This window comes from Actinomadura oligospora ATCC 43269 (genome assembly GCF_000518265.1).
Lineage (GTDB): Bacteria > Actinomycetota > Actinomycetes > Streptosporangiales > Streptosporangiaceae > Spirillospora > Spirillospora oligospora.
The window spans coordinates 229,170-247,372 of record NZ_JADG01000007.1; the positions used below are offsets into that span (position 1 = coordinate 229,170).

Here is an 18,203-nt window from a genome sequence, read left to right on the forward strand (position 1 = left end):
AACGCGACGAGGCCCCGGCAGCGATCCGCCGCCGGGGCCTCCGCGTTTCCCAGGGCCTCCGCGTTTCCCGGGCCGTCCACGACCCGTGGATCAGGACGAGGCCAGCTGGCGCTTCACCTCGGCGGCGACGCGACCGCCCTCGGCGCGTCCGGCGACCTTGGGGTTCACGACCTTCATGACCTGGCCCATGGCGCGCGGGCCCTCGGCTCCGGTCTCGGCGATCGCGTCGGCGACCAGCGCGGTCAGCTCGACGTCGGCGAGCTGCGCGGGCAGGTAGCCGTCCAGCACCTCGTTCTCGTCGCGCTCGGCCTGCGCCTGCTCGGTCCGGCCGGCGTCCGCGAACGCCTGCGCGGCCTCGCGCCGCTTCTTCGCCTCCCGGGTCAGCACCCGGACCACGTCGTCGTCGGACAGCTCGCGGGCCTGCTTTCCGGCGACCTCCTCGTTCTTGACCGCCGTCAGCGCCATCCGCAGGGTGCGGGTGCGCACCTCGTCGCGGGCCTTCATGGCGACCGAGAGGTCGGCCTCCAGCTTCTCCTTCAGGGCACTCATGGTCACATGATGCCCGCTGCGCCCCGGTGGCCTCACCAGGATTACCGCGTGGCCCGGGACTCTGGAACCATTGGGGGCGACCATCCGCCGGAGGGAGAACCGTGCGAAAGCTCTACAGCGTGCCCCTGGCCCTGACGGGCGCGGGCGCCGCGACGTTCGGGTACGCCTCACTGGTGGAGCGGAACTGGTTCCGGCTGCGCCGGGTCGAGGTCCCCGTCCTGCCGCAGGGCCGTCCGTCCGTCCGGATCCTGCACGTGTCGGACGCGCACCTCACCCCCGGCCGCCGCCGCCTGATCGAATGGGTCCGCGCCCTGGACGCCCTGGAGCCGGACCTCGTCGTCAACACCGGCGACTCCCTCGGCCGCCGCGACGCCGTCGGCCCCTTCCTGGACGCCCTCGGCCCCCTCCTGGACCGTCCCGGCGTGTTCGTCTTCGGCTCGAACGACCTGTACTCGCCGACGTTCAAGAACCCGCTCCGGTACGTCTGGCGCACCAGCAAGTCCGACTACGCCAAGCGCCGCCGCGAGCCCGACCTCCCGTACCGCGAGCTGGCGTCCTCGCTCCGAGCCGCGGGCTGGCTCGACCTGAACAACCGCATCGGCCGTCTCAAGGTCGGCGACCTGGACGTCGAGTTCGGCGGCATCGACGACTCGCACATCGACCGCGACCGCTACGACAAGATCGCGGGCCCGGTGGACCCCCAGGCCGACGTCCACCTCGGCGTCCTGCACTCCCCCGAGCCCCGCAACCTGGACCGCTTCGTCGCCGACGGCTACGACCTCATGCTCGCCGGGCACACCCACGGCGGCCAGGTCTGCGTCCCCTTCTACGGCGCCCTCGCCACCAACTGCGGCATCGACCGCCCCCGTGTGAAGGGCCTGCACCCCTACTCCGGCGCCTGGCTCCACGTCTCCGCCGGCCTCGGCACCTCCCCGACCGCCCCGATCCGCTTCTGCTGCCCCCCGGAGGCCACCCTCCTGACCCTCGTCCCCCGCCCGAACCCGGCGGAGGGGCCCACTTCCCCCCGATAACCCGTCCACAGCACTCCCCGGCATCCGCTAGAGTTGGTTCAGGCGCCGGGAGAACGTACGACTCCCGGGCAGCCACCAACCGGGGTGTAGCGCAGCTTGGCAGCGCGCTTCGTTCGGGACGAAGAGGTCGTGGGTTCAAATCCCGCCACCCCGACAGGTTGTAGCAGGTCAGAGGCCGGTTCTCCTCACGGAGACCCGGCCTCTTGATCGTTTGTCAGTGATTCGACCCCGGAGCTGGACGTCATCCCCGGCGTCGTCCGTGCCGTCGAGGCGTGGACACCCCTGCCGCCGGCATGAGCCTCTCTTCAGGCTGCTGCCGATCCCTTAGCGTTCAGGAAGAGCGCGAGGGACTGCCCCGAGGTGGAGCCGCCTCGTGCGGAGCAGCGATCACGTGGCCGGCAACCGATGACGATGTGATGGCTGTCGCCGGTGCGGATGACCCTGCAGGGAACTGGCCGAGTTTGGCGAATTCGCGTGTGCGGGTGCCAGTCCGACCATTCGCTTTGTGTGTACGTGCTGAGGCTGGCTGTTATGCGGGTGGGTGCGGCCGTCGTCGAGGAGCGGTTTCTTCGCTCGGGTGTGCTTGGTCGTCGTGCTGGTGCCCGGGTGTCGCGTATTCGGGCGACCTGGGCCGACGGATTCGTGGGCGTCGCCTCCGCCACGGCATCTAGGTATCCGGACTCTGGGGATGTTCTGCCGTCCCGGCGTGGTCGGTCGTGGCGGAGGTAGGGCAGCCAGCTGGCCGGGCAAGACGTCCTCTGGGCTCGGTCGGTGACGGCCTGTACGTCGCCCGGGTGGGCTGCCAGCGTCCGGCTGATCAAGCTGTCGCCTGGAGTGGCGGGGCGCGCTGGGCGGATGCTCACTGCCGTCACGCTCCTGCGTTTGGGACCAGGCCGTCTCGGAGTCCGCCGAGGGTTCAAGTATTAGGGGGCGGGGTTTCTGGTGGTCTTGGGATTTGCTGTCTCATTCCGCCCCTTCGATACATCTTCTAGGCGGTGGGCTGGCAGAGGGCGTTTTCTACTAGTTTGTTTTCGGCTTGGGAGATTTTGAGGACGGATTCTTCGGACTTGGCCTGGACGCCGGTCAGGGAGACGGTGACGCTGCGGCGGCCGTCGGGGGTGACGCCGGTGGCGGTGATCCAGCCGGAGTCGCCGCCCTCGTGGCCCCAGTAGGTGCCGCCGCACGGGAGCGGGTGGGAGAAGATCCCGAGTCCGTCACGGGCGCGGGGCATGAGCGGTTCGAACTGCTTGGCGATGCGGACGGTGTGCTTCATCTGGGCCATCTGCGCCTGGGGGACGAGGCGTCCGCCGAGGAGGGCCTGGAAGAAGCGGTCGAGGTCGGCGGTCGTGGAGACGAGTCCGGCCTCTCCGTTGTTGGCCAGGCTGACCTGCTCGGTGACGTCCACGAGGGGTTCGTCGGGCTTGAACTGCTGGTAGCTCTTGGCGTGGGGCTCGGGCAGCTTGGGCGAACTGCCCGGCCAGAAGGTGTGCTGGAGGCCGAGCGGCTGGACGATCCGGGTGCGCACCTCCTCGTGCCAGGGGTGTCCGGTGACGCGCTCGATGATCATGCCGAGCAGGGCGTAGCCGGTGTTGGAGTACATCCAGCCCTTGCCGGGGCGCTTGAGGTCCGGGTGGTGGGTCATGGCCTTGGCGACGAGTTCGGCGGCGGTGTGGGTGTCGTTCCGGTGCTCCTCGAAGTCCTTGGCCGAGGTGTAGTCGGGGTAGTCGTCGTGGATGCCGCTGGTGTGCTGGAGCAGGTGGCGGATCTTGATCGCCTTGCCGTCGTTGCCGTTCCCGGACACCACGCCGGGCAGCCAGCGGTCGACCGGGTCGCTCAGGTGGAGCTTGCCTTCGCCGACCAGTTGGAGGATCACGGTGGCCGTGAACGCCTTGGTGACGCTGGCGATGCGGAAGTAGCCGTCCGGGGAGACCGGCTGCCGGGTGTTCAGGTCGGCGACGCCGCTGGTGGCGGTCAGGTTCCGGCCGTCGGCGGTGAGCACGCGGGCCTGGACGCCGGGGACGCCGAGGGCGGTGATCGCGTCGGCGTCGCGCTGGAGCGGGGTCTGGTCGTTCCTGGCGCTCGCGCCGACGGCGTTCGCGCCGGACGCGCATCCGGTGGCGAGGGTTCCGGCCGCGAGGGCGGCCACGGCCAGGAGGGTTCGGCGGGGGCGTCGTGGTGAGGTCGTCATGGGCAACGACGCTAGGTCTGGCAGGGGGCCGCGGACGATACAGCTCACCAGTGAGAGGAAGGGGTAGTGGGCTGTAGTGCCGAGGTCGGGCGCGATGGCTCAAACTAGGACGAATGAACCACCATGGGGCCGGTCGGCTTTCGGCGATGTGGCGGGGGCTGGGTTACCTGTTGGGGAGCCTGCTCACCGCCGCTGTCGCCCTGCCCGCGCTGCCCGTTCTCGTCGTCCCGGCCGTGACTCGCGGCTGGGCGGGCTGGCATCGGCGGCGCGGTGAACGGTTGTTGAGAACTTCGGAGACCGGTCCCGTCCGTGCTGGTGGGTGGCGCGTGCTCGGGTGGCTGGGCACATGGATTGTGACGAGTCTGGCGTTCGGGCTGGTCGCGGTGTTGTGTGCCGGGAACGCGGTGGCGACGGCCGTCACAGTGCCTTTGTGGTGGGCGTTGCCTGACGGGACCCGTGCGGGCGGCTTCGGCGCGGGTGTTCCCGTGTCCGGGTGGGGGACGGCGTTGACCTTGGGGGTCGCGCAGTTCGTCGTCCTCGCGGCACTGACCTACCGGCTGGTTCCGCTGCTGGCGCGGCTGCACGCCCGGATCGGTGTCGTGTTGCTGTCGCCCTCGGCCGCGGAGCAACTGGCGGAGCGTGTGGACACGCTGACCGAGACGCGGGCCGGCGCCATGAACGCGCACGGCGCGGAGCTTCGCAGGATCGAACGCGACCTGCACGACGGCACCCAGGCCCGGCTGGTGGCGATCGCGATGCGGCTGGGCGCGGCGCGTGAGTCGCTGGACGATCCCCAGATGATGGAGAGGCTCCTGCGCGAGGCGCACGAGGGCACCGAGGAGGCCATGGTGGAACTCCGGGAGGTGATCCGGACGATCTATCCGCCGATCCTCGCCGACCGCGGCCTCGCCGGGGCGCTGATCGCCCTCGGGACCCGGTCGGCGATCGACACCACACTCGACATCGGCGACGTCGGGACGGTCCCCGCGGCGGTCGAGGCGGTCGCCTACTTCACCGTCGCCGAGACGATCACCAACGCCACCAAGCACAGCCAGGCCGTCCGGACGGCCGTCCGGGTCTCGCGTGACGGCGACCGGCTGTCGGTCGAGGTCACCGACGATGGGATCGGCGGCGCGGACGAGACGCTCGGCACCGGCATCGCCGGGATCCGGCGGCGCGTCCTGGCGCTCGACGGCGCGTTCGCGATCGACAGCCCGGTCGGCGGCCCGACCACGATCACCGTGAGCCTGCCGTGCGGGTCGTGATCGCCGAGGACAACGTCCTGCTCTCGAGCGGCCTGGAACTGCTGCTGGCGTCCAGGGGCTTCGAGGTCGCCGCCATCGCCGAGGACGGTCCCGGCTTCCTCGCCGCCGTCGCCGAGCACCGTCCGGACATCACGATCGTCGACGTCCGGCTGCCGCCGTCCTTCCGCGACGAGGGCATCCACGCCGCGCTCCAGGCCCGCCGCGACAACCCCGGCCTGCCGGTGCTCGTCCTCTCCCAGTACGTCGAGCAGCAGTACGCCGGCGAGCTGATCTCCGACGGACGCGGCGGGGTCGGCTACCTCCTCAAGGACCGGGTGAGCCGCGTGAGCGAGTTCGTCGACGCCCTGCGGCGGGTCGCCGCCGGGGGCACGGTCATGGACCCCGAGGTGATCGCGCAGCTCCTCACCCGCAACGCCCACGACCCGATCGCCGCCCTCACACCGCGCGAGCGCGAGGTGCTCGCCCTGATGGCCGAGGGGACCGACAACGCCACGATCGCGTCCCGGCTCGTCATCAGCGAGAACGCCGTCCACAAGCACATCGGCAACATCTTCGCCAAGCTCGGCCTCTCCCCCGCCGACAGCGGTCACCGCCGCGTCCTCGCCGTCCTCACCTACCTCAGCCGCCAGTGACCCCTGGGCACGCCCGTGGAGGCCGTGCCCAGGCGGGTCAGTGGGTGACGTCTATCGGGGTGCCTGGGGGGACGGCGCGGAGGCGGGTCAGGGATCTGTTGTGGAGGCGGATGCAGCCGTGGGAGATGCGGGCGCCTCGGGTTCCGATGGCCCGGTCGCGGCCAAGGGGGCCGTGGATGCCGATGACGGCGTCGCCTGAGCGTTCCCAGTTGGCGATGCGGCCGGAGTGGGCGGACGTGACGAGGATGAACGGGCCGTAGCCCAGGTTGGGACGGGGCGGGCCCTGGCGGAAGGCCACGAAGAAACTGCCGGTGGGGGTCGGGTCGTCCCGGGCTCCGATGCCCGCCGGAGCCGACATGACGCCTCGGTCTCCCTTGTAGAGCTTCAGGTGCTTGGTGGAGAGGTCGATGACGATGCGGTAGGGCGTGCGGCTCAGCTTCACGTCCTCGCTGCGGAGCCAGGTGGTCGAGCCGTTCGGCCGTTGCGCCAGGCGGACTCGGACCCAGCCCGGACGGGACGCGATCACCGGGAGCGCGGACGGACGGCCGAACCAGCGGGCCGGGACCTTGCCTCCCTCGCGCTTTCCCGGACGGGCGTACCGGGACGCGTCGATGGTGAGCGTGGCCACCTGGGTGCCGATGGGGCGTGGTGCGCGTCCGCTGGACGGCGGGGACGCGTTCGCGGGAGTTGGGTGGGCGGCTGCCAGCACGGCGGCGGTGATCGTCGCAGCCGCCGTGCCGGCCAGAAGCGCCTTGAGTGGGTGCGTCATGGTCTCCGTTATCCGGTCACCGGGACATGTCCGTACGCGACCGCCTTGGCAGGTCTGGACGCCACCGGGACGCGTGATCCCGGCGGGGTCCCCTGGGCGACGGCGCGGTTCCGCACGACCAGGGACCTCAGGTCCTTGGGACGGACGCGGTAGGTCGCCGTGCAGGTCATCGACTCGCCGGGTGCGAGCGTCCGCTTCGGGCAACGTATCGCGGACAGGCCGTGCAGCCTGTCGTTGACACGGACGCCGTCGAGGGCGACGGTCCCGGTGTTGGTCACCCGGTAGCTGTAGTGCAGCAGCTGGCCGACCCTGGAGAAGGTCTTCGGACGGACCTTCTTGTGGATGGCGATCCCCTGCTTGGCGGTGCTGTGCACGGTCGACTCGGACGGCTCCGACGTGATGGGCGTGTCGTAGCCGGGCGGCGTGCCGTGCGCGGTCGCGACGTTGCGGATCGAGCCGCGGTTCACGTCGTCCTGGGTCGTCGTGTACGTGGCCGTGCAGGTCATCGACTCGCCAGGTTCCAGCTCCCGCTGCGGGCAGTTGACGTCCGACAGGCCGTCCAGCCGGTCGGTGACTCCGACGTCGTCGAGAGGCACCTGACCGGTGTTCGTCACCCGGTAGGAGTAATGGATCTCCTCGCCCGCCCTGGAGAACGTCGTCGGGTCGGCGCTCTTGCGCACCGCGATCCCCGTCTCGGACGGCGGGATGGCGTGGACGGTCGCCTCGGACGGCTCCGACTCGACCGGTTCGGTGGCGCCCGGCGGGGTGCCGGAGGCTGTCGCCGAGTTGTGGATCGAGCCGTTGTCGACGTCGTCCCGCGTGGTCGTGTAGGTCGCCCTGCAGTCGGTGTCCTGGCCGGGCGCCAGGGTCGTCGTGTCACAGGTGACCTGCGACAGTCCCGGCAGGTCGTCGTTGATCTCCACGTTGTCCAGGGTCACGTTGCCCGTGTTGACGACGTGGTAGGTGTACCTGATCGTCTCGCCCGCGCCGGAGAAGGTCGTCGGGTCGGCCGACTTGTCCACCGTGATCGACGGGTCGGCCGTGGACGGGATGGTGAGGTCCGCCGGAGGCGACTCGACGGGATCGGGGATGTTGGGCGCGGTGCCCCGCGCGACCGCCCTGTTGTGGAGGGAACCGGCGTCGAGATCGGTCTGGGTCACGGTGTACGTCGCCTTGCACTGCATGTACTCGCCCGGAGCCAGCGTCGTCCGCTCGCAGTCCACCGCCGAGATGCCGGGCAGGTCGTCCGTGACGTGGACGTTGTCCAGCGTCGTGGTCCCGGTGTTGTAGACGCGGTACAGGTAGTCGATGGCCTGGCCCACGTAGGAGAAGGTGCCCGGGTTGGCCTCCTTCTGGATCCGGAGCGAGGCGTTGATGAGCGCCTTGATGACGTACTCCGCCTGGGGCGACGTGTAGAACCTGCCGTCGAAGGGGTCCATGCCGTAGGCGTACGCCACGTTGCGGACGTAGCCCCGGTCCAGGTCCTGTTGCGTCGTGAAGTAGTCGGCCTGGCAGACCATCGACTCTCCCGGGCGCAGCACATACGTGGGGCAGTTCATCGGGCCCAGGCCGGGCAGGTCGTCGTAGACGCCGACGTTGAACAGGTCCCCGTCGCCGGTGTTGGTGACTTGGTAGTAGTACGTGACGGGCACGCCCGCGGCGCTGAAGTAGTCCGTGGAGGCCCACTTCGTCAGGGAGATCGACTGGTAGGGCGCGGGGGTGAAGTGAACGTACGAGTCGCCCGGCGGGTTCAGGCCGACGAGCTCGGTCATGTTGTCGGCGTTGTTGAGGAAGGAGCCGGGAAAGTCGGACGTGACGTCGACGGCGACCCGGCAGGCCGCCTGGCCCGCGTTCAGGGAGCCGTTGGTCACCGAGATCGTGTTGCTCCCCTCGTTGGCCGTGATGGTCCCGGACGGGCAGTCCGTGCCGTAGTTGGCCGGATAGGCCACCCTCATGCCGGGCGGCAGCGTGTCGGTGAACGACCAGCCGTTCTTGGCGAGCAGGTCGCTGGTGTTGGTGATCGTGAAGATCATGCGCACGGGCTGGCCGACCCGGGCGTGGTCGATCTCGAAGTGCTTGTCCAGCTGCGGCGTGACGTCCATCAGCCTGATGTCGTCGAACGCGTGGTCGTTGCCGCTGCCGCTGCCCTGCGCGTTGCGCATCCTGACGCCCACCGACGCGTCGGTGAACAGGGTCGGCGCGTCCCCGGTGAAGGTCCCCGCCCAGAACCCGGACGAGACCTGCGAGCCCCTGTCGCACGGGACGATCGACTGGCTGGTGACGGGGGTCTCCGCCGCTCCGTGGTACAGGGAGAAGTCGAGCCTGGCGTGGTTCGCGCTGACATCGCAGCTGGTCTCGGCGGCGTTCACCGAGAACGTCAGGAACCGGCCGTTCTGGGGCAGCGGGATCTCCTGGTCCGTCTGGAACTCGACGTGGTTCGCGCCGGGGTTGCCGTTGTTGATGTGGCCGTTGGTGTAGGCGCTGACGGCGTGGTTGGCGCTCGCGGGGCTCGTCCCGTTGAGGACGCCGAGCGCCTGGGCCAGCTGCCGGACGTGGTTCCACGCCTGGTTCGCCGGGGTGCCGGGGCCGCCCTGGGGGTCGCAGTCGTTCACCTGGGGCGCGACGGACGGATCGGCGCCTCCGGGGTCCTGGAAGGCGGCGACCCAGCCGTTGCAGTTCTGCAGCCACGCCTGGTCGGCCGTGTACGTCATGCCGGACGCGCCGGTGTAGTCGTCCAGCCGGACGGGCAGGGTCGACTGCCGGTTCTCGAAGTCCTCGCCGAACACCGTCGTGGCCGGTTGCGGCGTGCCCGGCATGCCCGGGACCGTCGCCGGGACGACGGGCCTCCGGGCCGCCGCGTCCGCGCGGCTCCGGCCGGTCGCCGCGGGCATCACCACCGTGGTCACCAGCGCGCAGCTGAGCGCCGAGGCGGTGAACGCTCTCGACCTGCTCAGTCGGCGGAACGCTCCGCCACGGTGTGGACCGCCCATGTTCTCCCCCAGGCCCAGCATGATCAATACGCGGCGTAGCCTACCTGTCACAGATTGCAGGGAACCGCCCTGGGAAAGCCAAGCGAAAGCCATGTTTCCGCAGGCCAGGACGGTGGGTTGGTGGTGTTGAACATGCCGGGGGCCTGATGCCGAGAACGGCATCAGGCCCTAACGGCCATCGAAAGGCGAAGCGCTCTGCGCCCTTTCGCTATCCGGTCACCGGGACGTGTCCGTAGGAGACCGCGGACGACGACCTTGAACGCACCGGAGTGTGCGAGCCCGGCGGCGTCCCCTGCGCGACCGCGCGGTTCCGCACGACCCTCGCCCTCAGGTCCCTCGCGCGGACGCGGTACGTCGCGGTGCAGGTCATCGACTCGCCGGGCTCGAGCGTCCGCTTCGGGCAGCGGATCGCCGACAGGCCGCGCAGGTTGTCGTCGATGCGGACGGCGTTGAGCGTCACGTCGCCCGTGTTGGTCACCCGGTAGGTGTAGTGGAGAACCTGTCCCACGTGGGTGAAGTTCTTCGGGTGGACCACCTTGTGGACCTTGATCGAGGCCTTGGCGTTGGAACGGACGGTGACGTCCGACGGCTCCGACTCGACCGGCTCGGTCGCGCCCGGCGGCGTGCCGTGCGAGGTCGCCACGTTGTGGACGGCACCGGCCGCCACGTCCTGCTCCGTCGTCGTGTAGGTCGCGGTGCAGGTCGCGCTCTCGCCCGGGTCGAGCGTCGTCGCCTCGCAGGTCACCTCGGACAGGCCGGGCAGGTCGTCGGCGACGCCCACGTCCTCCAGCGTGAGGTTCCCGGTGTTGGTGACCTCGTAGGTGTAGGTGATCGTCTCGCCCGCCGCGGAGAAGGACGACCGGTCGGCCGACTTGTCCACGCTGATCGCCGGGCCCGGGGCCGCCGGGACGGTGACGTCGTCCGGGTCCGACACCGTGGGCTCGCTCGTGCCCGGCGGGGTGCCGCGCGCGACCGCCACGTTGGTGATGGAACCCGCGTCCACGTCCGCCTGCGTCGTCGTGTAGGTCGCGGTGCAGTCCGCCGCCTCACCCGGACTCAGCGTGGACGGGATGCAGGGGATCGCGTACTGCCCGATCCGGGCGTCGGAGACGGTCACGTTGTTCAGGGTGACGTTGCCGTCGTTGACGACGTGGTACCGGTAGGTGATCGTCTGCCCCGCGGCCGAGTAGGACGACTCGTCCGCCGACTTGTCCAGGGTGAGCCCGGTGGTGACGGCGGCCGGGATCGTCAGGTTCGCGTCGTCGGTGACGTCGGGTCCGTCCGGTGGGGTCCCGGTCGCCAGCGCGGTGTTCGGAAGGTATCCGGCGTTCACGTCCGCCTGTGTCGTGACGTACGTGGCATAACAATCCGTGCTGGCGCCCGGGAGCAGGTCCGTCTCGTCGCAGACGACCGGCGACAGGCCGGGCAGGTTGTCGACGACGTGCACGTCGGTCAGCGGCTCGGATCCGGTGTTGGTGACGGTGTAGGTGTAGTGGATCGTCTGGTCCGCGGCCGAGTAGAACGACCGGTCCGCGTCCTTCGTCATGTAGATCGAGGCGAAGGGCACCTCGTTGAAGGTGACCGTCGACTCGCCCGGCGGGTTGAGGCCGACCGAGTCGGTGATGTTCGAGGCGTCGTTGGTGTAGGTGCCCGCGGTGTCGGAGGTGACGCTGACGGTGACCGTGCAGGACTGCTGGCCCGCGTTCAGGGAGCCGTCGTCCATGGAGACCTGCGTGCCGCCGTCGGGCGCGGTGAGGGTGCCCGCGGGGCAGGTCGTGCTCGCGTTGGCCGGTGACGCCAGCCGCAGTCCCGCCGGGAGCGTGTCGGTGAACGACCAGCCGTTCTTGGCGAGCAGGTCGTCGGTGTTGGTGATGGTGATCCGCATCGTCGAGGTCTGGCCGACCTCGACCTGGGTGGGGCTGAAGGACTTGTCGAGCTGCGGCGACACGTCCAGCAGCCGGACGTCGTCGAACGCGTGGTCGTTGCCGTTCCCGCTGCCCTGCGCGTTGCGCATCATGATCCCCACCGACGGGTCGGTGTACAGGATCGGCGCGTCGCCCGGGAAGGTGCCCGCCCAGAACCCGGGCTGGATCTGCGTCCCCCGCGTGCACGGGTTGACGGACTGGCTGGTGACGGGGGTCTCCCTCGTCCCGTGGTACAGGTAGAAGTCGAGCAGGGCGTGGTTGTGGTTGGTGTCGCAGCTGGTCTCGGCCGCGTTCACCGAGAACGTCAGGAACCGGCCGTTCTGGGGCAGCGGGATCTCCTGGCCCGTCTGGAACTCGACCTTGTTCGCCCCGGGGTCGCCGTTGTTGATGTGCCCGTTGGTGTAGGCGCTGACCGCGAGGTTGGCCGCCGCCGGGCTCGTCCCGTTGAGGACGCCGAGCGCCCGGGACAGCTCCCGGACGTGGTTCCAGGCGTTGGCCCCCGTCGCGCCCGGACCACCCTGGGGAGCGCAGTCGTTCACCTGGGGCTGCACGGACGCGTTGCCCCCGGCCGGATCCTGGTAGCGGGCGACCCAGCCGTTGCAGTTCTGCAACCAGGCTTGGTCGGCCGTGTACGTCATGCCGAAGATGCCGGTGTAGTTGTTCAGCCGGACGGGCAGGGTCGACTGCCGGTTCTGGAAGTCCTCGCCGAACACCGTCGTGAACGGCTGCGGCGCGCCGGGCAGACCGGGCGTCGTCGTCGGGACGGCGGCGGCGCGCCCTCGCGCCGCGGCTTCGGAACGCGCCTGCGCGGCGGGCATCGGCGCGAACGACGCCGCCAGCATCGCGCCGCACACCACCGCCGCGGTGAACGCCCTCGTCCTCCCCAGCCCGCGGAACGCTCCGCCACGGCGTGGACCACCCATGTCTCCCCCAGGACCAGCATGATCGATACGGAGCGTGATCTACCCGCTACCGATCATGAGGAACCCGGGCCCCGGGCGGGTCAGGTCCAGAGTTGGCGCAGGCGCCAGGCGGGCTGGACGCCGGACGGGTCCGACGCGTCCGGGGCGGACGCGGTGACCTCGGCGATGGCCAGGGCTCCGGTGGGCGTGGTGACCTGGAGCCGGAGGAGGCGCGGGGCGCCGGGCGACTGCCATTCGGCCATCACGCGGCGGACGCCGAAGTGACTGCCGTCCGGGCGCGTGAGGCGGACGGGCCGCCCTGACGCGTTGGTCACCGCGGTGACGGATTGGTCGAGGTGCATGGCCTCATACTAGAACACCTGTTCGAGGACGGCCGGTATTGGTGGCGTGTCGGCGGCGATCCGGCGCGTCCGGGCATTGATCGTCAAGGCGTGCCTCTCGGACGTGACCTCAGGCGCGGCCGGTGAGGGTCGCGACCACCGTGGCGGCGAGTTCGTCCAGGTAGGCGGGGGTGGGGGCGGCGCGCAGGACGGTCATCCGCCAGTAGAGCGGGCCCGTCAGCAGGTCGAGGGCGAGGTCGGCGCCGGGCGCGTCAGCGCCGTCGGCGGGCTCGGCGGCGGGCAGCTCGCCGCGTTCGACGGCGCGGCCGAAGACCTGGGACGTGATGTCCCGCTGGGTGTCGCGGAGCGCCTTCTCGAGGGTCTGGGCGATCTCGGGGTTGCGGGCGGCCTCGGCGAGCAGGTCCGGGACGATCTGGGCGGCCAGCGGGTGCCGGAGCGCGCGGCTGAGGATCTTCAGCAGGATCCGGACGTCCCCGAGCAGGGAGCCGGTGTCCGGGACGGGGATGCGGAGCGACGCCACGGCGGAGACGGCGTCGATGACGAGCTCCAGCTTGGACGGCCAGCGCCGGTACACGGCCGTCTTGCCGACCCCGGCGCGGCGCGCGACCGCCTCGACCGACAGGCGGCCGTAGCCGGAGACGGCGAGTTCCTCGAAGACCGCGGCGCGGAGGGAGTCGGTGATGTCCTCGCGCAGGACGGCGGCCCCGCTCGGGGCCCGGCGCGGTCGGGGCTGGGTCGTCATGGACGCCGACCCTATCCCGAGTGGACGAAACGGTTGCGTTCTGTCCATCGCCTGCCCTACCGTGAAAGCGAAGCGACGAAACGGTACCGTTCTATCCATCGTGCCGAAGGCGAGCACCATGATCCATTCGGGAATCCGCACGTCACCGCCGTCGTCCACGGCCGATCCCGGGGTCGGCCCCGGGATCGACGAGGACGATCTTCCGCCGGGCGACCTGGCCGCTCTGTACGGGCTCGGCGTCAGCGGGGCCAGGCCGGGGCTGCTCGACTACACCCGGCAGGTGTGGTCCAGGCGGCACTTCGTCACGGCCTACGCCACCGCCCGGCTCACCTCGATGTACGCCAACGCCAGGCTCGGCCAGCTCTGGCAGCTGATGACCCCGCTGCTGAACGCGGGCGTCTACTACCTGATGTTCGGGGTGCTCATGGGCACCCGGCACGGCGTCACGCACTTCATCCCGTACCTGTGCACCGGCGTGTTCGTCTACACCTTCACGCAGTCGGCCGTCCTCGCCGGGACGCGCTCGATCCAGGGGAACCTGAGCCTGATCCGGGCGCTGCACTTCCCGCGCGCGTGCCTGCCGATCGCGCTGACGCTCAACCAGCTGCAGCAGACGCTGTTCTCGACCGGGGTGCTCGCGGTGATCGTCCTGGCGTTCGGGGAGCCGCTCACGGCGCGCTGGCTGCTCGTCCCGGTCGTCCTGCTGGCGCAGACGCTGTTCACCATGGGCCTGGCGCTGGCGATGGCGCGGGTCGGGGCGCGGTTCACCGACGCCGCGCAGCTGGTGCCGTTCGTGACGCGCACCTGGTTGTACTTCTCCGGCGTCTTCTACGAGCTGACCATGCTCACCAAGCACGCGCCCGCCTGGGCCGGGGCGCTACTGGAGGCCAATCCCGCGCACGTCTTCATCGCCCTGATGCGCTACGCGCTGATGCGCTCGGTGCCGACGTCGAGCCTGCCCCCGCACGTGTGGGCGCTGGCCTTCGGCTGGGCCCTGGTGGTCGGCGTCGGCGGTTACGTCTGGTTCTGGAAGGCCGAGGAGGCGTACGGTCGTGGCTGACCAGCGGAAACCCCCGCCCACGGTGATCGTGGAGGACGTCCACGTCGTCTACCGGGTGCACGGTTCGGGCACGGGACGCGGCAGCGCCACGTCCGCGCTCGGACGCCTCGCCACCCGCCGGAGCCTGCCCGGGACGCGGGAGGTGCACGCCGTCAAGGGCGTCAGCCTGGTCGCCCGCCGGGGCGAGGCGGTCGGGCTGGTCGGCACCAACGGATCCGGCAAGTCCACCCTGCTGCGGACGATCGCCGGGCTCCTCCCGCCCGAGCGCGGACGCGTCTACACCGAAGGGCAGCCGTCGCTGCTCGGCGTCAACGCGGCCCTGATGAACGACCTGTCCGGCGAACGCAACGTCGCGCTCGGCTGCCTCGCGATGGGCATGACCCCGGAGCAGGTGCGCGAGCGCTACCCCGGCATCGTCGAGTTCTCCGGGATCAACGAGCGCGGCGACTTCATCCACATGCCGATGCGGACCTACTCGTCCGGCATGGCCGCCCGGCTGCGGTTCTCGATCGCCGCCGCCAAGACGCACGACGTCCTGCTGATCGACGAGGCGCTGTCCACGGGCGACAGCGGTTTCCAGCGGCGCAGCAAGGAGCGGATCGAGGAACTCCGCCAGGAGGCCGGAACGGTGTTCCTGGTCAGTCACAACAACGGCACCATCCGCGAGACCTGCGACCGGACGCTGTGGCTGGAGTCCGGCGTCCTGCGCATGGACGGCCCGACCGACGAGGTCCTGGCCGCCTACGAGGACTTCGCCAAGCGCGGCGGGTAGGCGAGGGGTCGGGACGCGGCCCACGTCCGTCCCGGCCCCTGCCCTGTCAGTTCCAGCGTGCGATGAACGGGCGCATGTGGTCGTCGTCACCGCTCACGCCGACACTCCACATGCCGCCGCCGGGGATCGCGGACAGGCCCTCCACGGTCGCCGTCCCCGGGACCGGGGAGGTGGTCTCCTCCCAGCCCGGGGAGGTCCGGCGCAGGGTGAAGGACGTGTAGTCGTCCCCCATCGACGGCGTGAACGTGTCACCGGCGGCGAGGGCACGGTCGCCGCTCACGGCGACATCCTGCAGCTCTCCGCGCCCGTCCGGCACCTTCGCGGTGGTCCATGCCTGCCCGTCCCAGTGCAGGAGCAGCGGACGCCGGACCTCCTCGATGGGGATGCCGCGTCTGACCATGCCGGAGATCCAGACGTCGTTTCCGGACACCATCCGCACACGCGTGACCCGGTTCACCCAGTCGCCGGTGGCCGGTGCGGGGACGCGCTTCCAGACCCGTCCGTCCCAGTGCAGGAGGATCAGGCTCTCGGGCCGGGTGTCGTTCTCCGTGAGGTCCGTGCCCACGGCCCAGGCGTCGTCCGGTCCACGCGCGTCGATGCCCTTCAGCGAGAAGGAGTCGCCGAGCTCCGGCAGCGGGACGTTCCGCCACCGCTTACCGTCCCAGTGCTGGACGAAGCCGCGCTCGACCTCCGTCCTCGAGTCGTAGGTGCCGCCCGTCATCCAGGCGTCCCGGGCGGTGACGGCCTTGACCGCTTCGCTCCCCGACTGCTGGGCTCCGGGGATCGGCTCGTACGCGACCTTGGTCCAGGCGTGGCCGTCCCAGTGCATGAGCCCGCAGTCCGCGGAGGCCCACACGTCGTTCGCGCTCGAGGCGCTGACCTGGTTGACGCGGCCGACCTCGGGCATGGCGACCTTCGTCCACGCCCTGCCGTTCCAGTGGAGCATGAGGGAGCTGAACATCCCGGCCGAGTCGCACTCCTCGTCGTCTCTCACGCTCGACCGCCGCAGTTCGGGCGGCTTCGGGATGGGGGTGCCGCTGTCCTCCTTGAGGACGAGCCCGCCCGCCCACGCGTCGTCGCGGCCGGTCGCGCTGACGCTGAGGATGTTCGTGCCGATTTCGGCGGGCACGTCGAACCGCTGCCATTTCGGGGCGGTGGCCGTGGCGGCGGACACCGGCGCCGCCGTGGCGGTCAGCGCCAGCGTGAGCATGGCGATCGCGGATCTGCGCATGTGAGGTTTCCTTTCAGCGGGTGGGGAGGGCGCCGATGGTGTCGACCCAGCCCTGCTTCTCGAAGGTGAGCCGGTCGCCGCCGGTCTCGTCGAACTCCATGAGCCGCGCGGTCGCCGGGTCGACGACGAGGCGGACGCCCTCGGAGGTGAGGGCCACGCCGCGACGTCCCTGGGAGTCGGTGACGCGTCCGGTGGCGCGGAGGGACGGGCAGTCGGCCAGGATCCGGTACAGGGACGACCTGGTCCCGGACGAGGTCGGGGCCATGAACAGGTCCCACGCTGCGACGAAGACGTACTGGCAGTAGTCGGCGGGCGCGGTGTAGCCGTGCGCGCCGCCCTTGCGGTCCTGCTGCCAGAGTCCGCGCAGGTGGGAGTTCAGATCGGCCTTCGTCGCGGGCAGGTTCGGGACGGACTTCCACGGGATCTCGAAGGAGCCGATGACCGGGTTCGCGATGTGCGAGGGCTTGTCGTAGGTCACGGTGAACGGCTTGGTCGTGGTGGTGCCGCCGTTGACGTCCAGGGGCGGGGAGCCCGCCGCGCGCCAGGCCGCCTCGTCCTTCTTGGTGGGGAAGGTGGCGCGGGCGTCCAGCGGGCCGCGCGAGCGCAGGCGGACATCGGTCGTGCCCGGGAGGCCGCAGATCCAGTCCTCGTGGCTGGCCGCGGTGCTCGCCCGGAACGGCAGCGGCCTGGCCCCAGGCTTCACGTTGCTCGGCAGGGGCCCGCCCACTTCCTGGGACATGCGGGTGCGCTTGTACCAGCAGGTCCCGTGGGTGGTGGGCTGCTTGGCGGCGGTGTCGGCGCTGGCCAGCAGAAAGGCGCGGGTGTCGATCGCGGCGGACGGGGTCGCCTGGTGGTGGCCGCTCCCGCCGCTCGGGAGGGTCGCGGCGACGGCCACGGCCGCGGCGGCCGTCACCGCGCCGAGGCCGAGGGCGATCCCGCGAACGGGGCGGCGCCGCCGCACCGACGCCGTCACCTCGCGGGCGCGGAGGACGGAGGGGGCCGGGCGTCGCTCGTAGGCCGCGTCGGCGAGCTCGTCCACCGCCGGCTTCAGTGCGTTGATCACTGCGTTGACCTGGTCGCTCTTCACGACTTCTCCGTACTGACTCGGGGGCGGACGATCGGTTCGGGCGTTTCCCTGTCGCCCGCGGACGCGTCGAGCGTCCTGGCCAGGCGGCGGCGTCCCCGGTGCAGCCGGACCAGGAACGCGGCCCGGGAGCAGCCCGCGACGCGGGCCGCCTCGGCGGGGTCGAGGCCGTGCCACGCGGTCAGCGTGACGGCCTCGGCCTCCTTGGCCGAGAGCGCGGCCAGCGCGGAAAGGGCCTGGTCGCGGGCGATGACGCCGTCGGCGGCGTCCCGGTCCGCGGACGCGGTGTCGGTCAGGGCGGCCAGCCGGTCGACCAGGCGCCGGGTGTGGTCGGTCGCGCCGTGCGACCGGCGGGCGAGGTTCTTCGCCACGCCGAGCAGCCACGGCAGCGCCCGCTCCGGGATCTCGTCGACCTTGCGCCACGCGACCGCGAACACCTCGCCGGTGACGTCCTCCGCGGCCTGGCGCTCGACGCGCAGCGCGACGTAGCCGAACACGCTGCGGTAATGCGTTTCGTAGAGGCGGGTGAACCTGGCTTCGCGCTCGTCCACGCCACCTCCTCTCTCCTCGGGGCCGTAACGCCGAGAAGTCGGAGAAGACGGCCCAGGATTACGTCAGGTCGCCGAGATCATCTTGCGCCGCGCCGGGCGGAGCCGATTTCCTCAGACGGGTGCAGACAGAACAAACGTCCACACCGGGGG

At 70.8% G+C, this 18,203-nt stretch carries 15 protein-coding genes and 1 tRNA gene; 6 read left to right on the forward strand and 10 right to left on the reverse strand.

The features are described from left to right. Window positions 1-90: 90 nt before the first annotated feature. On the reverse strand, window positions 91-549 hold the full coding sequence (locus P696_RS0110370; RefSeq protein WP_026412289.1) for a GatB/YqeY domain-containing protein: 459 nt from the start codon (window positions 547-549) through the stop codon (window positions 91-93). Window positions 550-650: 101 nt separating this feature from the next. Between P696_RS0110370 and P696_RS44570 the strand changes: the two genes are divergently transcribed. Both P696_RS44570 and P696_RS0110380 read left to right on the forward strand, forming a co-directional pair. Continuing rightward, window positions 651-1,580: a metallophosphoesterase gene (locus P696_RS44570; RefSeq protein WP_034484104.1), complete on the forward strand. Its 930-nt coding sequence runs from the start codon at window positions 651-653 to the stop codon at window positions 1,578-1,580. A gap of 80 nt (window positions 1,581-1,660) precedes the next feature. After that, window positions 1,661-1,734: transfer RNA gene (locus P696_RS0110380), tRNA-Pro, on the forward strand. Between the two features lie 834 nt (window positions 1,735-2,568). Here the strand turns inward: P696_RS0110380 and P696_RS0110385 are convergent. Beyond that, window positions 2,569-3,768, reverse strand: coding sequence for a serine hydrolase domain-containing protein (locus P696_RS0110385; RefSeq protein ID WP_034484107.1), 1,200 nt, complete (start codon window positions 3,766-3,768; stop codon window positions 2,569-2,571). A gap of 506 nt (window positions 3,769-4,274) precedes the next feature. Between P696_RS0110385 and P696_RS0110390 the strand changes: the two genes are divergently transcribed. Next, complete coding sequence (locus P696_RS0110390; RefSeq protein WP_245627597.1) at window positions 4,275-5,033, forward strand: sensor histidine kinase; 759 nt, start codon at window positions 4,275-4,277, stop codon at window positions 5,031-5,033. After that, the gene (locus P696_RS0110395) at window positions 5,021-5,665 is read left to right on the forward strand and encodes a LuxR C-terminal-related transcriptional regulator (RefSeq protein ID WP_026412292.1); all 645 of its coding nucleotides are present in this window, start codon (window positions 5,021-5,023) and stop codon (window positions 5,663-5,665) included. Before P696_RS0110390 ends, P696_RS0110395 begins: the two co-directional genes overlap by 13 nt. Window positions 5,666-5,702: 37 nt before the next feature. Here the strand turns inward: P696_RS0110395 and P696_RS44575 are convergent, their stop codons facing one another. The 5 genes from P696_RS44575 to P696_RS0110420 all read right to left on the reverse strand — a co-directional run bounded on the left by P696_RS44575 (window position 5,703) and on the right by P696_RS0110420 (window position 13,355). Further along, entirely contained in the window at window positions 5,703-6,434 is a 732-nt protein-coding gene (locus P696_RS44575; RefSeq protein WP_051467270.1) for a L,D-transpeptidase, read from the reverse strand. Window positions 6,435-6,442: 8 nt separating this feature from the next. Beyond that, the gene (locus P696_RS0110405) at window positions 6,443-9,340 is read right to left on the reverse strand and encodes a DUF7507 domain-containing protein (protein ID WP_170026394.1); all 2,898 of its coding nucleotides are present in this window, start codon (window positions 9,338-9,340) and stop codon (window positions 6,443-6,445) included. 292 nt (window positions 9,341-9,632) lie between these two features. Beyond that, entirely contained in the window at window positions 9,633-12,272 is a 2,640-nt protein-coding gene (locus tag P696_RS52240; protein ID WP_084337201.1) for a DUF7507 domain-containing protein, read from the reverse strand. An 80-nt stretch (window positions 12,273-12,352) separates the two neighbouring features. Next, window positions 12,353-12,613: a hypothetical protein gene (locus P696_RS0110415; RefSeq protein ID WP_026412294.1), complete on the reverse strand. Its 261-nt coding sequence runs from the start codon at window positions 12,611-12,613 to the stop codon at window positions 12,353-12,355. A 109-nt stretch (window positions 12,614-12,722) separates the two neighbouring features. Next, window positions 12,723-13,355 carry a TetR/AcrR family transcriptional regulator gene (locus P696_RS0110420; RefSeq protein WP_026412295.1) on the reverse strand — a complete coding sequence of 211 codons (633 nt, stop codon included), beginning with the start codon at window positions 13,353-13,355 and terminating at the stop codon, window positions 12,723-12,725. 118 nt (window positions 13,356-13,473) lie between these two features. On the opposite strand from P696_RS0110420, the gene P696_RS0110425 reads away from it, so the two are divergent. Then, window positions 13,474-14,415 (forward strand): ABC transporter permease, encoded by a 942-nt coding sequence (locus P696_RS0110425; protein WP_064744003.1) that lies wholly within the window; start codon window positions 13,474-13,476, stop codon window positions 14,413-14,415. After that, a complete protein-coding gene (locus P696_RS0110430) occupies window positions 14,408-15,187 on the forward strand; it encodes an ABC transporter ATP-binding protein (protein WP_026412297.1) in 780 nt (259 codons plus the stop codon). The genes P696_RS0110425 and P696_RS0110430 overlap by 8 nt, the downstream gene beginning before the upstream one ends. Before the next feature lie 46 nt (window positions 15,188-15,233). Here P696_RS0110430 and P696_RS0110435 read toward each other — a convergent pair whose 3' ends face one another. The 3 genes from P696_RS0110435 to P696_RS0110445 are packed head-to-tail and all read right to left on the reverse strand — an operon-like array spanning window position 15,234 to window position 18,053. After that, window positions 15,234-16,418, reverse strand: coding sequence for a hypothetical protein (locus tag P696_RS0110435; RefSeq protein WP_026412298.1), 1,185 nt, complete (start codon window positions 16,416-16,418; stop codon window positions 15,234-15,236). 13 nt (window positions 16,419-16,431) lie between these two features. Then, on the reverse strand, window positions 16,432-17,505 hold the full coding sequence (locus P696_RS0110440; protein WP_026412299.1) for a hypothetical protein: 1,074 nt from the start codon (window positions 17,503-17,505) through the stop codon (window positions 16,432-16,434). Beyond that, on the reverse strand, window positions 17,502-18,053 hold the full coding sequence (locus P696_RS0110445) for an RNA polymerase sigma factor (protein WP_026412300.1): 552 nt from the start codon (window positions 18,051-18,053) through the stop codon (window positions 17,502-17,504). Before P696_RS0110445 ends, P696_RS0110440 begins: the two co-directional genes overlap by 4 nt. Window positions 18,054-18,203 lie beyond the last annotated feature (150 nt).